Here is a 14,934-nt window from a genome sequence, read left to right on the forward strand (position 1 = left end):
GACAAGTGATTTCCGGCAAGTGGATTTCCGACAAGGATTTAACGCAAAGGACGCAAAGTTTTCCGCTAAGGACGCAGAGAAGTGGATGCGAGATGCGAGAACCGCGATGCGAGATGCGAGCCGAGGCTCGTATCCACCCAGCTTCAGAGCTCTGACTTCGGACTTCGCCCGCCGTAGCTTCAGCGAAGGCGGGTTACCTTACTAAGAGTAAACTTCCCTTCACGCCCCGACACCCCGTCCCTAAATCAATCACATAATAATATGTTCCCATGGGCAATTCCTTACCATTTCGCTCTCCCCGAAAAGGTATTTGATAACCCTTAGACCGGAACACTGCCTGACCGTACCTGTTGTACACCGTGATGACGGGCTTGTAATCATCCAGCCCTTTAATTTCCCAGGTATCATTAACCGCATCGCCATTCGGGGAGATGGTATTGGGGATGATAATACTATTTGAAGGAACTATTATTCGTACGGGTGTTGCTTTGCTTTCACAACTGCCATTGTAATAAGTGATGTAAAAGGTTTTGCTGGCATCGACAGTCACGCTAAGCACACCGCTCGTGCTTTCGGCGATAGGCGTCAGAGTTTCCAGATTAGGATATAGGCGATAGGTCCCTGCTTTTGGCTTACTGACGATCAAGGTTGCCGGGCCAGCAGCGCAGACAACGACGTCTGGCACGACCGGCGGCACCAGAGTCTCACCTTCTTCCCCGACGTCGAATTGTATAGTGCCGGAGCAGCTGCTTGTTGTAGAACTCACCCGCAACGTATACTTCCCAGACTTTAATCCGCTGACGTCGGCTGTAGTGCCAACAATGTTATTCGCCGCATCGGTCCATGAATACTGATATGGCCCGCCACCCCCTAAAACGAGGATCCCGCTGATGCTGCCGTTACTGCCAGAGCATCGGTCAGGCATGATCTTCACCGCTGCTTGATCAACCCCGAGGCTAGTAACAGCCGGAATGGTGAATGTTTTATAAAGCCCCTCGCAGCCTTTATCGTCGCCGACAAAAAGACGGTATACCCCCGCCGGCATCCCGCCAAGGTCGTCTTTATTCCCCACCAGTTCGCCGGCTGCATTGAACCACTTAAATGAATTCGGCACGACAAAGCCAGTCACGTCTACTCGTACCGAGCCGTTACTTGCCCCGCAGGAAGCTGACCCGATCACAGTCTCGTAAACAGGAAATGTACTTACCGGACTTTGGACATTGGCAAGGATCACCGGCCCGTAGCTTGCTGCACACTTACCGTTCGTAGTGACAAATAAGGTATACTCTCCCGGCCCGAGGTCCGTGACATCAGTATTGCCCATTGCCACAACCTTCCCGGTTTTGTCGCGCCATTCAAGCAGAGGCGTACTGCTCGCATCAGAAAATATGGAAAGCCGCTTGATATGGCCATTATTTAATCCGCAACTCGGCTGCCGGATCTCCACATCAGTACTGAGAACCTCCAGTCTGGGCAGCGCCAGGACTACGTCTAGCGCCTGAGTATAACAGGTTCCGTTGTAGAGCCTGGCGTAGTATCGTCCGGGGGGCAGGTTCTTTACTTCCATTCCGTCGCCAACCTTTTTACCGCTGCTTTCAAACCACTCTATATTCATTGCATGCTTCACACTGAGCAAGCGGATAGATCCAACATCGACTTCACAGGTAGGTTGCACTACGGCAGTTTGCCTTACACTTACGTCATATAAAAAAAACGGTACTGTAAACTCCGAAGAGGAACTGGCCAGCGTAGCATTGGCGGTCAGCTTTTTGCCGGCAAGATTGCCTGTGATCTTCCAGGCGCCGGCTGCATCAGCCGTCACTTTTCCATAGAGGTCTTTGGGATTGCAGGATACACAGCCCGAGTTGTCGGAATAGATATAAATTTCTGCTCCTGCACTAGCCGTGCCGGAATATTCCGAGTCTGAATTTACCAGCACCTGGATGTCTGGAATTGTCGAATTAACAATGCGCAGGGGTAGTACTGTGCACCATATACTGTTCCGCCTTACCTGGATGCGCTCACCGGCATTAATATATATTGGTGTCCCGAACAAAATGTTCATGTCTTCTTCGCGATCTGTGCCAATGGTTCCCTCGCTGCAATTGTAAATACCCAGAAGTCCGTCGCCCTGAACCACTCCCCTGTTCCTCAAAACATTCAAGCCGGTCACCTGAGTTATTGAGAATGAAATAACATTGGCTACGTTATCTGCGATCAGAAAACTCGTGACCCTGTTGACATTTTGACTGGTGATCTGAACGATCTTTGTTGATGGCTTTCCGTCTATATCAATCCCTAATTTATTATAACGGAGTACAGTGCCCGACCCGCCGAACTTAATTGCTGTACCGCCCACACCCGGTGTGCTTGCCTGGTGTGCAGCAACATAATTCCCTTTGTCCGGAGTGTCGCCCCCAAACACCGAATTCTTAGCGTAGACATATATGCCCTCCCGGTTTGTGGTGATATCCGGGATCGTTCCATCGAGATTCAAACCGATCCAGTTCGACTGCATAGTGATACGCTCCGATTTTGGCAGGCTCTCATCTCCGTCCGCATAGATACCGTGCTCATTGATGTCGAGCACATTTCCTTTACCCGGTGCGCCGATGGTTACATTCACAGAAGACTGGATATAGATCCCCGCATCTTTCAGATGGGTATCTTTTGGAAAGCTGTTGATAAGGTCGTAGAACTCGTGGATGTAAAAACCGTAGATCTCCACATCCTGGGCCTTATCAATAAAAAATGCACCTGTATACAGAAGCGGATTGGCATATACCGTCCTGTCTGCCTTTATGCCAATCTTTGCATCACTCCTTCCGAACTTTGCTCCCGGCTGGGTAGTTGCGTCAATGATCGTCTTCGACCCAACATGCGGCAGCTCCCACAACAGCGTAATCGTTCTCTCTGCCTCCGTTGTCCCGGGAATGTTAAAATGGATCTGATCTACTGTAGCCGTACCATTGGCCGCCGCTTTAGTCAGCGCTTCCCGCAAGGTTCCAGCCCCGGAGTTGGCATTGCTCGTCACCATGATAACCTGAGCATCCGCATTCAGATGGAATAAGAGCAGACAAAACAATGTTAAGAAACTCGACTTCAGTGACATTTGAACTAAAATACGAAAACTTAAGGTTAGTTGACGGTTGACAATTGACGGTGGACGGTGGAAGTTTATCAAAATTCTCTCCGTTGCTTCACAACTGTAATGCAGGAGTCAGTAGTTTTTGTATTATTGCAATACAACAAAATAAAGCATTTATAATGCGAAGACTAATTTATATCTGTTGTATACTGCTCGTCATTACACTAAATTCGAATGCAGCCATATTTACAGTTACCAGCAATGCTGACAGCGGCCCAGGCACATTTCGCGAAGCTCTAACTCTTGCTGCTGGAAACGGAAGTGCTCTAAAAGATTACATACATTTTAATCTTACAGGAACAACGCGGGGCAGTAGGACCATCACTATCTCTACCGCACTTCCCAAACTTAGCTCAAACCTTGTAATCGATGGTTCAACCCAGCCGGGCACTCCATTCGGTGTATCTGATGCCAGGGTTATACTACTTGCCCGCATCCAGGGCGAGTACATCGGTGTATTGGAGTGTTACAAAGAATCAGATATCGAATTGTATGGGTTGATGTTTGAAAAATCGCCTGATTTTACAACGGGATACTATGCTTTTGAATTTACGGCAGTAAAGGGGCTGATATTAGGCGCCCCTGGAAAAGGTAATCTGTTCAAGATCGGGATTTCTGTCATGGATATTTCATTTCCCAAAACAGAGGCTACGAATTTTTCGGAAAATGTCAAAATAAGCGCCAACATTTTCGGGTTGGATGAAGATGGTGAGACATTAGCAAAGCTGTTTACCCCAACTTCAATGTTTCTTCGCACTATTAAGAATCTAACTATCGGAGGCGAGACTCCTGCCGAAGGAAATTGTATTAGTTATGCATCAGGTTATATCGACTATGTTGCGACGGATCTCCCTACTGGTTATTACAAGTTTATAAACAATCGGGTAGGTGTAAATTTCACAGGCACAAAGACGATACCAAATGGTGTTTCGGGAAGCAATATAAATTTTTGGGGGACACATACTGAAAGTGTTGAGGTTCGCGCAAATCTTTTTAGCGGCAGCAGTTACCTGCATCTAGCGGAAACCAACTCGTTCATAAAAGTCACTGGCAATAAATTTGGGTTGGACATTACAGGTACAAAAGTTCTGGGTACAGATTATTGTGCTATAATTATTGGGTATTGCCGTGGCGGAGGAATTATCGGTGGCACAGCTCTAGCTGATAAAAATATTTTTGCCGGCGGCTGGGCAACTCGTGCGCTGAACGGTGAAATTGGTGAAGTCATCAACATAGGTTCACCAAAATTTGAACTGATAAACAATAGCTTCTATTGCAACAAAACTCCTGTGCCTTACAGCATCAATACCCAAAATAAGTTTGTTGCACCTGTGGCAGCCATCTCGTCCCGATCGGCAAACCAAATAAATGGAACTGCTTCACCTGGATCAAGAGTCGACCTCTATTATTCTCTCAATTGTAACTTTTGTGAGCCTGAGAAATACTTCGCTTCAGTTACAGCAGACAATAGCGGAAATTGGGAATATAAAGGATCATTACAACCTGATAATATAATTGTTGCCGGCACCCTTGACGGACAATCATCTCTTTTCACTTTAGTTAGATTCGATAATCAGCCGGCCGATGTCAAGTTAAGAATGGTTTGTAATGGTGAGAAAGGCTCTATCACTGGCATCGCATATAAAAATGCAAGTTCGGCTACCTGGTATAATGAAGCCGGTTCGGTTGTAGGGACGGGGGCGGATCTGAAAGACGTGCCAACTGGAAAATACAAATTAGTAATCACGGATGGCTTTTGCTCACAAACCACTCCATTTTATGAGATAAAAGATAATACTATAGCCGCTGATATCACAGCGATAAAAATAAATGATGCCGGATGTGGGCAATCAAACGGGTCAATTACTGGTATTCAGGCAAATGGGCTAACATATGAATGGCGCGATCAAACGGGGCTTATCCACGGATCTTCTTTAAACCTTACAAACGTGCAGTCCGGTGTTTACACGCTTACGGTCCTAAACGGCACAGCGTGCAGCGCAGTTATCGGTCCCTTCGCTATAAAAATAAGTAACGGAAAATCAGTAGATGACGGCCAGGTAAAACTTGTAAATCCGAGCTGCGGACGCCCGAATGGCTCAATTAAGGGTCTACTCATCCGGGGAACTAATGGAACTGTTACGTACACTTGGAGAAACAGCTCGTCTACAATTGTTGGGAACACGCAAGATCTAACTGATGTTCCGCAAGGGAATTACACTTTGCAGATAACAGATGGTGCTTCGTGTCCCGCGGTATCTCGCGTATTTGAATTGAAGGCTACCAACCCTATTTCATTAAACGACAATACGGTGAATGTTTCGCCTTCCGCATGCGGATCGTCAACTGGATCTATAAAAGGAATTACTGTATCCGGGGCAAGCCGTTATGAGTGGCTAAATCAAGACGGAACTTTATATGAAACTACAACAGGCCCGGATTTGCTTAATGTGCCTGGGGGCAATTATCGGCTAAGAGTAATCAATAATGGGCCTTGTGTATTGGAGAGCAAGTTAATTACAGTCCTTCAGCCTGCAATGTTACCTTTTCCAGACTATCCGGCCAGCATTACACGTCCTTGTGATATGCAAAACGGAAGTATCGTCGTCTCGTTTAATAGCACCGTTTTACCCAAAGCTATTGAATGGAGGGATGCCAGCGGAAAAGTTGTTGGCACGACCGGATCTATTACCTCAACCCCCGCTGGCACGTATCGATTGTTTCTAACGGATGCGAATGATTGCAAAAGTTTATACAGGACATATGAACTTACAAAAACCCCCGCCCTTACCTTAAACACTTCTGCTGCTTCAATGACAAATGCGTATTGCGGCAAGAAAACGGGATCGATAAAGTTTCTCACCGGATCTGGTGGCATAGGCACCTATAATTATAGATGGTTTGATGATACTGGTAATATCGTTGCGACCACCGCGGATCTAATCAATATCAGCGCTGGAAACTATGTCCTTGAGCTTTCTGATCAAAGCACGTGCAAATTTATCAGTGAAGCATTTGTAATAAAGAACGATGAAGTCATTCTTAAAGCCCCTCAAAGTGATAATGTTTGGATTTGTGCACCAGGAGATGCCGTAATTAAAGTCAATAATAATCAGCGGGGAATCTATCGTCTTTATGAGACGCTGACTTCAAATGCAATACTTGCATCAAGCCAGGAAGGAATCTTCAAGGTGGATGTCGATAGTGAGAAAACGTTTTATTTAAGCTTTGCTGATGGTGATTGTGAAAGTCCCCGAACTGAAATTACGGTTTATATTGGCACTGATGAGCTAAATATTAGCAATGTGTTTACTCCAAATAACGATGGCGTAAATGATCACTGGAAACTTGACAATATGTTTCATTATCCGGAAGCAAGAATCAAGATATTCAACCGTAATGGAACGGTCATTTTCGAAAGCATCGGTTACAAAACCCCCTTTGATGGGAAGCGAAATGGTTCAGATCTTCCACTTGGGTCATACTTCTATCTGATTGAACTTCGCAGAGGTTGTATACCATTGAAAGGCAGTATCACAATTCTCAGATAATTATTGGCAATTATAATAGGACTTCATCCTCAGAAATACGAGATTTGCAGAGATATTAATTAGATGCGATAATTGATAATCTGTACCGTGTTGAGCGGAATCTCCGCTGTCCTAAGGTATATCTGACAGCTCGAATTTAGTATCCATTAACTCATTACGTTAGCATGAAAGACAACACCGAACGCGTATACAAAATGATCTTTGCGGGGGTATACCCGATGTATGTACAGAAAGTGGAGCGAAAAGGCCGCACAAAGGCCGAGTTGGATCAGGTGATCTTCTGGCTGACCGGTTATGATGCAAAATCGCTGCAGGATCAGATCGACAGGAAGACCACCTTCGAAACCTTTTTCGCTGAAGCACCCGCACTAAATCCAAACTCTTCAAAGATAACAGGCATGATCTGCGGATACCGGATAGAAGATATTGAAGATCCGCTTATGCAAAAGGTAAGGTATCTGGATAAGTTGGTGGATGAGGTCGCGAAAGGGAGGAAGATGGAAAAGATTTTGAGGGAGTAAAATGTTTTTGTGCCTCGTGCCGACGAAATGACACGGAAAAACAATATTAATCGCGTCTCAGGAGGGCGAGTTCTGCAACTTGCAGGGCCAGACGTTGTGTTTATGTTAGCTACCCAGCGTACACACCGCACAAAGAATCCACCCCCACCCCCCGCCAGCGGGGGACATTAGCGTACACACCGCGGGCCGCAGGCCAGCATTTTTACACCAGCTAAGCGATGTGTACGCTTCTTAAGCCAAACCACTGACTCTCCGTTCACCGTCATTCCGCATTGGCTGGTGCGGTAACTTCAGGCCAAGCCCAAGCAGTAACTTCCGAAGCAGCAGACGCAGCGGTGGGGTTTACTCAACACTTTAATTTGTTTTTAATGGAATTCGTGGTCTCCCTCCGTTCGGCATTGCATACTTTTTGACCTAAAGCAACCTCCGAAGGAAGCTTGAATGCCTTTAAAGAACATTAAGCAAGAAATGAAAAAAAGTATGTGCTCTTTCGCCGGCACGAGGCGGGCACAACATCACTAAATGGTTTTTTCTGCCAGCACCAGGCGGTAATACATACACCTATTTTTTCTTTTTCCCCTTCCCTCTTCCCTTTCCTTTCCCATTACCTTTACCATTGCCCCTGTTAACTTGTGCCACCGGCGCTGGTTCTGTGTATTTTGGTAAGTTATCCAGCGAATCCTGTATCCTCTCGGCGTCAGCAAGAGAATCTAAAAGCCTTTGATTTTCGGCATTGATAGCGGTACTGTCGACGGTGTCGACTGCAGGGGATTTTAAACTACGATACCCGGCGAATAGTGCCAGGCAGATCAGCAGGAAAACTGCTGCCAGAATAAGTGGCTTTTTGTAATCCCTGGAGGATGTGGGTGAATCCAAATTTAATGCCGGATTATCGGGGATAGCATCGATTCCGGGTTTATGGGCTGGAACTGCGACTACGGGCTCTGGAGTGGGAACAACCAGCGGTATCGCAGCAGCCAGGGGTGTATACGCAAATGCGTTTCGGCCGGCGATACTCTCAACAATTGCCTGGTTCAATTCCACTCCATCCCGGAAACGATTAACCGGGAGCTTCTCGAGGCATTTAGCGATCACCGCCTGCAGCCACGCGGGGATCTGCATTTCTGCCTCGCGTTTACTTTCATCCCAGTTTTCCGGCATATTTGACCGACGGATTTCCAGGAGATCGGGCACTGGTTTTTCCATGTGAGATACCATCACGGCATTCCTCGAGGTTTCGCTGTTACTGTTTAAAGGGAATGGCACCTGGCCGGCGAGGAGCTCGAACATGATAATGCCAAAGCTGTAGACATCGGATTCCATGAGCATTTCCCCATCATTCTGCTCAGGAGCCATAAACTCTATTGCTCCGGCATGTCTTAAACTGGTACGGCGCTGCTCATCCGACATAATAGACAGTCCGAAATCCAGTAGCATATATTTATCGGTTTTTACGTTCAGCTTGACGTTATTACTTTTAATATCGCCATGCTTGACCTGCACCTTATGGCAATGAGCTAGAGCATTGGAAAGCTGTTCGGCTACGCGTATCGACTCGTCGACCGTAAAGGCCTTCGTACCGGGTACAAGCAGCATATCCTGAAGGTCAGGGCCTTCAATAAATTCCATTTCAATGAAGGGCAAAGAGCCGCTGTCAGTAATCCCCGAGCTGAGGATCTTGACCACATGCGGGCTTGGCGATTCGTTCACCATTTTGAGCTTAGTCACCTCGTTCTGAAAATCCCGGTAGCTCTTATCCGCGAGGTCTTCCGAGTGCAGCGGTGTAGGAAGGATCTTCACTGCAGTGATCTCCTCCCCCCGGCGGGCTTTGTATACAGAACCCTGCCCGCCAGTACGGAGAGCACCAAGGTTTTCGAGGCCTTCAGTTATTGAAAAGATTTTGCCCATTTATGTTGATACAATATGAATAGAGAGAAATTAATTGTGGCTATGAAACTATTTGGTAAACCTGAATTAGAGATAAAAGTTTTAATAGTAATTGATACGGAGCAGTGTAGCATCAGGCGGAGCGACAGCTTTTTGCCTACTTTTCAGCTGATGGAAAAGTAGGTGCCAGTCTGCCGGCATGAGGCAGAAATAAATTTGCAACAATGGTACTATTATTGCCGCCAATTCCAATAACCAAAAAACCCTGCTATGATCCTAAAATCTCTTTCTAACGAATTCGAACACGAAGTAACCAGCACCCGCAGACTTTTACAAGCCGTCCCTGAAAAGGACCTGGCCTTCAAACCCTCCGATATTTCCTGGACCATGGGCGAACTCGCTCAGCACATCGCTACCATTTACTATTGGTACGTAGGCACCTGTACAATGGACGAATATGATATGGCGGCGGATCAGCTCGAGCGCGGATCGCCTGGCGACATAAAGGCTACTCTGGAGCTTTTCGAAACCAATGTTGAAAAAGCCCGGGAAGCCCTCAAATCCCTGACCGAAGAAAATTTAAAGGAAAACTGGACAATGAAGGTGGGCGACAAAGTGGTCTTGGGACCTATGGCCAGAATCGGTGTGATTCGCGGTTTCCTCTTCAATCACATTTACCACCATCGCGGTGAGATGATCGTATATCTGCGTGCTACGGGGAATAAGGTTCCTGGTATGTACGGGCCAACTTACGAGGAGGATGTGCGAAATCAGGGATAGGAAAGAAGTCTGAAGGCGGAAGTCGGAGGTCGGAGACTAAACGCTGTGAGAAAGGACTGAGGTCTGAAGTCGGAAACTAGACGCTGCAAATACTATTATTTGTAACTTGTCGGACCTCATACCTCATACCTTATACCTCATACCTCATACCTCATACCTCATACCTCATACCTCATATCTCATACCTAATACCTAATACCTATGAACGCAAAAAAAATCTGGGCTAATTTCAGCGTAAAAGACGCTTCCCGCACAAGCAATTTCTACAAACAACTGGGATTTAAGGTTAATGGCTCTGGCAATTACCCACAGTTGGCCAGCTTCCTTTTTGGTGATGACAACTTTATCATCCATTTCTTTGAAGCAGGCTCGCAGATTGACGAGTACCTTCCTGCCGGACCGAAATCGGGTGAGATTATATTTACTCTTTCAGCAGAAACAGAAGCCGAAGTAAACGATTGGTCGGATAAAGTCAAGGCAGCCGGCGGGAGGATTCTGCGCGAAGCTGGCAGGGATGAAAACAACTATTATGTTTTTGCTTTCGCTGATCCCGACGGCCACATGTTCAATGTGCTGCTGCTGGAAGGTGGTATGTAAGAAACAATGACATTAACTGGTCAGGTGGTTATATTCTGAGGTATGAGGTCGGAAGTCTGAAGTCTGAGGTCCGAGGCTAAACGCTGTGAGATGGTGATTTGTAATTGCTAACTGGCCCCATCTACCGGAACAAGGAAACAGCGTTGACTAATACAACAAGAAGGCTTCTTAAACCCTATGGAAATTGGCTATTCTTAATTCTTAACTCTTAATTTTTAATTCTTCTTTCATAGTTCGTAATTTTTAATTCTTAATCCGTAACATTTCCCCCATCCGGGCGAATCATTGTTAAAATAGCAGGAATTAATGGAGAGCAATCCGCAGCAGGAATTATTTATATCGGTAATCGAAGAGAACAAGGGCATCATCTATAAGATCGCCAACTCTTTCAAAAAAGATGAAGACGATAAAAAAGACCTGGTTCAGGAAATCATCTTCCAGCTTTGGCGCTCTTTCAATACGTACGACCGCAGCAGCAAACTATCTACCTGGATGTACCGGGTGGCCCTTAATGTAGCCATCACTTCCTACCGAAAAGACAAGAAGAAAACAGAGGTATTCGTGCCACTGGGCGACAGCATGCTCGAATTTGCGGATACCGATCGATACGATGAAACAAGCCTGAACCTGCTCCAGCAATTTATCAGGGAATTGAAGGAGCTGGACCGGGCGCTGATGATCCTATACCTTGAAGAAAAGAGCGGGAAGGAAATGGCAGAGATCCTGGGGCTTTCGGAACTGAACATCCGCACCAAGATCAGCCGCATTAAAGAACAGTTAAAGAAGAAGTTTTCACATATCAATCAATAAGTAATGGAAGAATTAGCCATCAAAGCACTCTGGCATGAGTACGACAAGAAGCTGGAACAGAGCTTGCAGCTGAATTACCGGATCATCAAAGAGATGCAGACGCAAAAGTACGAGGACCAGATCGGCTCTTTTAAAAGAAACCAGGTAGCGGCCGTAGTAGCCGGAGTGATTTGGATTATGATCCTTGTTTTCTTAGTGGTTAACACTCTGCACAATCTGTACTTCGTTGCCTCTGTAGGAATGATCGCGTTATTTAATGTTTTCGCCGTAGCAGCTTACATCCGGCACCTTGTCCTGCTAGATCAGGTAGATATTTCCGATAGCATTACCGATTCCCAGCAGAAACTGGCAGTGATACAAGTGTCGCTAAACAACGTAGGCCGGATCCTCGTTCTGCAAGCCCCGTTCTATTGCACCTTTTGGTACAACCAGGAACTTGTAGACCACGCAGGCTTTACCTTCTGGGCGATCAATCTTAGTATCGTAACAGTCTTCGTGGCTGGCTCTATCTACCTGTTCAACACATTGACCCATGAGAATATACACCGTAAGTGGGTCAGAGGTTTTATAGAGGGCTATGGGGGTAAAAAACTAATAAAGGCCATGGAATTCCTTAAGCAGATCGAAGAGTACAAAAGTGAGGTGGGAGGTCGGAAGTCTGAGGTCTGAGGTCTGAGGTCTGAGACTAAACGCTGCGAGAAATTAATTTTTCATTCTTAACCCGCGCCTAACTTTTCCCGAAATAGAAAAAGCCTTCACGATCTGCATCATGAAGGCATTTTTTATTCCCTGTGTGAATAGTTCACCATCAAGTTTCAGTTTTCAGTCCCCAACTTTCAGCGTACCTGCGTTAATTGTTATACCCCACCGTTATATTCCGAGGCGAAATCAACTGTCAACTGTCAACTGTCAACCGTCAACTATCCACTTATCTGTGACCCCTCTGGGACTCGAACCCAGGACCTACTGATTAAGAGTCAGTAGCTCTAACCAGCTGAGCTAAGGAGTCGTTTGATTAGGTTGCAAAGAAACGAAAAATTTCAGAATTGTTAAAGGAAACCTGTTGCCTATTTCTGTCCGGATAAAACATACCAATACGTGTTATTAAATCTTCGACCTGCTCATAAGGCCCCCTCAGAACAGCTTACCTTCGTTTAACTCAGTCAAAATATAAACCCTTCCAGTACGGTTCAGGTAACGGACGAGATGATGATACCCATGAATGGCACTGGCAGGGTAATCTCCCACGGCTACGAGAGGAAGATTACTTTTGAAAAATGTGGACTCTCAGGGTACCATGAAGGAGAATACCCATTCCCTTTTCCTCTAAATATCCACTTTGTCTCAAAAAAATTTTAGTTTAGCAGATATTACACATCTACTGCCAGAGAATGTCGCCACTTCAAGAATCTCAATTACTCTACACCTTTGACCACGCTCCTATCGGCATCTGTATCCTTGATGCAAAGACCCTTGTTGCAGAGAAGGTAAACGAAAAATTTCTGGAGGTGGCAGGGAAACCTTATGAGGAGATTTACGGAAAGTTTTATTGGGATGCATTTGCTGAAGTACGGGACATTTATGAAGATGCTTTGAATACGGTAATCAGGACGGGTGAGGCTTTTCATGCGAATGAAGTTGAGCTGCAGCTGATCCGCCACGGTAAGGAAGAATCGATTTTCGTCAATTTTGTGTACTCGCCCATTAAAAACAATGGCCAGGTTGAGAAGGTGACCATATGGGTGATGGAAAATACTTTGCAGGTGGCAGCCCGTCAGAAAATTGTGGCTATAAACTCTGAACTTGACGCCTCCAAGCAGGGAATGGAAGATGTGATCAAGGATTCTATTGAAATCAACCAAAAGCTGCAGGCCTCAAACACGGAACTGTCTGCGAGCCGGGACGAGCTTAGAAGAACCTTATTCCGCCTTTCGGAAAGTGAAGGGCGGGCCCGGAGTATCGTGGAGGCAGCACCTTTCCCTATTGGTGTCTATATCGGCCGGGAAATGAGGATCATGTTTGTGAATAAATCGATCACCGACGTGTGGGGAAAAGGGCCTGATGTTGTAGGGAAGTTGTATCGAGAGGTCTTGCCGGAACTGGAAGAACAGGGTGTTTACCCACAGCTTGACGCAGTTTTTACCACGGGTATACCTTTTGAAGCCCGCAGTCAGCGGATCGATCTTGTGGTGAATGGTGAGCCTAAAATTTTTTACTTCAATTACAACTTCACTCCCTTAATAAACGACGCTGGTGAAATCTACGGTGTCATGAACACGGCTGCCGATGTTACGGACAATGTTCTGGCAAAGCAGGAAGTGCAGGAAATATCGGATGCCTTGGCGGCTCTGAATGAAGAGCTAGCGAGTATCAATGAAGAGCTCACGGCATCGAACGAAGAGCAGACTCAGATCAATAATGAGTTATCGGACTTAAATGAAAAGTATAAAGTTGCCCAGGATGAACTGCAGCTGGCAATCGATGCCGCTTCCCTGGCAACTTTTGATTTAAACCCCAGGACTGGTCGCTTTATTGGGAATAACCTGTTGAAATCATGGTTTGGATTAAAATCAACGGATGAAATTATTCTAAACGAAGCTACTGATCAAATTGATGAAAAGGATCGCAATCGAGTTGTGGCGGCCATAAATCATGCCCTTTCATTCGAATCCGGCGGGGATTATGATGTTCAATATTCGATTTATAATTCAATAAATCCGATTCCCCGGATCGTGCGTGCCAAAGGCAAAACACAGTTTGACGAAAACAAGCAGGCCGTCCGCCTGAGTGGTGTGTTACAGGACGTGACGGAACAGGCCCAGGATGAGCAGCGTAAAAACGACTTCATTGGAATGGTGAGTCACGAGCTTAAAACACCCCTCACTACCCTGACGGCAATTGTACAGGTGCTGCATTCCAAACTAAAGTCAAGTGATGATTCATTTGTTGCCGGTGCGCTCGACAAAGCTAAGGTCCAGGTTAAAAAAATGAGCTCCCTGATCAATGGGTTCTTGAATATTTCCAGGCTGGAATCGGGAAAGATCCAAATGGAGAAAAGTAAGTTCAACCTAAAAGAGCTTATCGAAAATGTGATCAGTGAAACTAAAGTCATTTCAGACACCCATGTAATTAACCTTTCCCCTTGTGAATCGACCGTAGTTTATGCCGACCATGATAAGATCGGATCTGTCATTTCCAACTTGTTAAGCAATGCGGTTAAATATTCGGAGAAAGGAACCGCGATTGAATTGCAGTGTCATACGAGATCGGGGGAAATTGAAGTGAGCGTGACTGATCATGGGATGGGAATTGAACCGGCCGATATCAAATTCCTGTTCGATCGGTTTTACCGGGTAGATAATCCGAACTATAGCCATATCTCAGGTTTTGGAATTGGATTGTATTTAAGTTCTGAAATAATCCGTCAGCACAATGGCAGGATCTGGGTTGAAAGTCAGAAAGGAAAGGGTTCAACCTTCTATTTTACGCTTCCATTGTAACGCGGTACATTTTCAAATAGCCCAGGTTGCCAGTAAAAAAAGCACCAACAGGATCCCGAAATAACCAGGTAATTCCTCGCCCGTCAACACATTACCCGATTCATTCAATTGCAACCACATGTGTACATTAACAGGTCTGC

General features: G+C 45.9%; 9 protein-coding genes and 1 tRNA gene. 7 read left to right on the forward strand and 3 right to left on the reverse strand.

The features are described 5' to 3' along the window. Positions 1 to 193 precede the first annotated feature (193 nt). Positions 194 to 3,112, reverse strand: coding sequence for a gliding motility-associated C-terminal domain-containing protein (locus B5X60_RS06150; protein ID WP_079701731.1), 2,919 nt, complete (start codon positions 3,110 to 3,112; stop codon positions 194 to 196). 155 nt (positions 3,113 to 3,267) lie between these two features. On the opposite strand from B5X60_RS06150, the gene B5X60_RS06155 reads away from it, so the two are divergent. Together B5X60_RS06155 and B5X60_RS06160 are read left to right on the forward strand one after the other, a co-directional pair. Beyond that, positions 3,268 to 6,699, forward strand: a complete 3,432-nt coding sequence (locus B5X60_RS06155; RefSeq protein ID WP_079701732.1) for a gliding motility-associated C-terminal domain-containing protein — start codon at positions 3,268 to 3,270, stop codon at positions 6,697 to 6,699. 164 nt (positions 6,700 to 6,863) lie between these two features. Continuing rightward, a complete protein-coding gene (locus B5X60_RS06160; protein ID WP_079701733.1) occupies positions 6,864 to 7,220 on the forward strand; it encodes a DUF2200 domain-containing protein in 357 nt (118 codons plus the stop codon). Between the two features lie 561 nt (positions 7,221 to 7,781). On the opposite strand, the gene B5X60_RS06165 is transcribed toward B5X60_RS06160, so the two are convergent. After that, positions 7,782 to 9,128 (reverse strand): serine/threonine protein kinase, encoded by a 1,347-nt coding sequence (locus tag B5X60_RS06165; protein ID WP_079701734.1) that lies wholly within the window; start codon positions 9,126 to 9,128, stop codon positions 7,782 to 7,784. A 249-nt stretch (positions 9,129 to 9,377) separates the two neighbouring features. On the opposite strand from B5X60_RS06165, the gene B5X60_RS06170 reads away from it, so the two are divergent. The 4 genes from B5X60_RS06170 (at position 9,378) to B5X60_RS06185 (ending at position 11,963) form a co-directional block, all read left to right on the forward strand. After that, positions 9,378 to 9,887: a DinB family protein gene (locus tag B5X60_RS06170; protein ID WP_079701735.1), complete on the forward strand. Its 510-nt coding sequence runs from the start codon at positions 9,378 to 9,380 to the stop codon at positions 9,885 to 9,887. Between the two features lie 201 nt (positions 9,888 to 10,088). Further along, positions 10,089 to 10,484: a VOC family protein gene (locus tag B5X60_RS06175; RefSeq protein ID WP_079701736.1), complete on the forward strand. Its 396-nt coding sequence runs from the start codon at positions 10,089 to 10,091 to the stop codon at positions 10,482 to 10,484. A gap of 306 nt (positions 10,485 to 10,790) precedes the next feature. Continuing rightward, positions 10,791 to 11,294, forward strand: a complete 504-nt coding sequence (locus B5X60_RS06180) for an RNA polymerase sigma factor (protein WP_079701737.1) — start codon at positions 10,791 to 10,793, stop codon at positions 11,292 to 11,294. A gap of 3 nt (positions 11,295 to 11,297) precedes the next feature. Continuing rightward, complete coding sequence (locus B5X60_RS06185; RefSeq protein WP_079701738.1) at positions 11,298 to 11,963, forward strand: hypothetical protein; 666 nt, start codon at positions 11,298 to 11,300, stop codon at positions 11,961 to 11,963. A gap of 266 nt (positions 11,964 to 12,229) precedes the next feature. Here B5X60_RS06185 and B5X60_RS06190 read toward each other — a convergent pair. After that, a tRNA-Lys gene (locus B5X60_RS06190) sits at positions 12,230 to 12,303 on the reverse strand. Positions 12,304 to 12,685: 382 nt separating this feature from the next. Here B5X60_RS06190 and B5X60_RS06195 point away from each other — a divergent pair. Next, the gene (locus B5X60_RS06195) at positions 12,686 to 14,794 is read left to right on the forward strand and encodes an ATP-binding protein (protein WP_079701739.1); all 2,109 of its coding nucleotides are present in this window, start codon (positions 12,686 to 12,688) and stop codon (positions 14,792 to 14,794) included. Positions 14,795 to 14,934 lie beyond the last annotated feature (140 nt).

The organism is Daejeonella lutea, assembly GCF_900168015.1.
GTDB classification, from domain to species: domain Bacteria; phylum Bacteroidota; class Bacteroidia; order Sphingobacteriales; family Sphingobacteriaceae; genus Daejeonella; species Daejeonella lutea.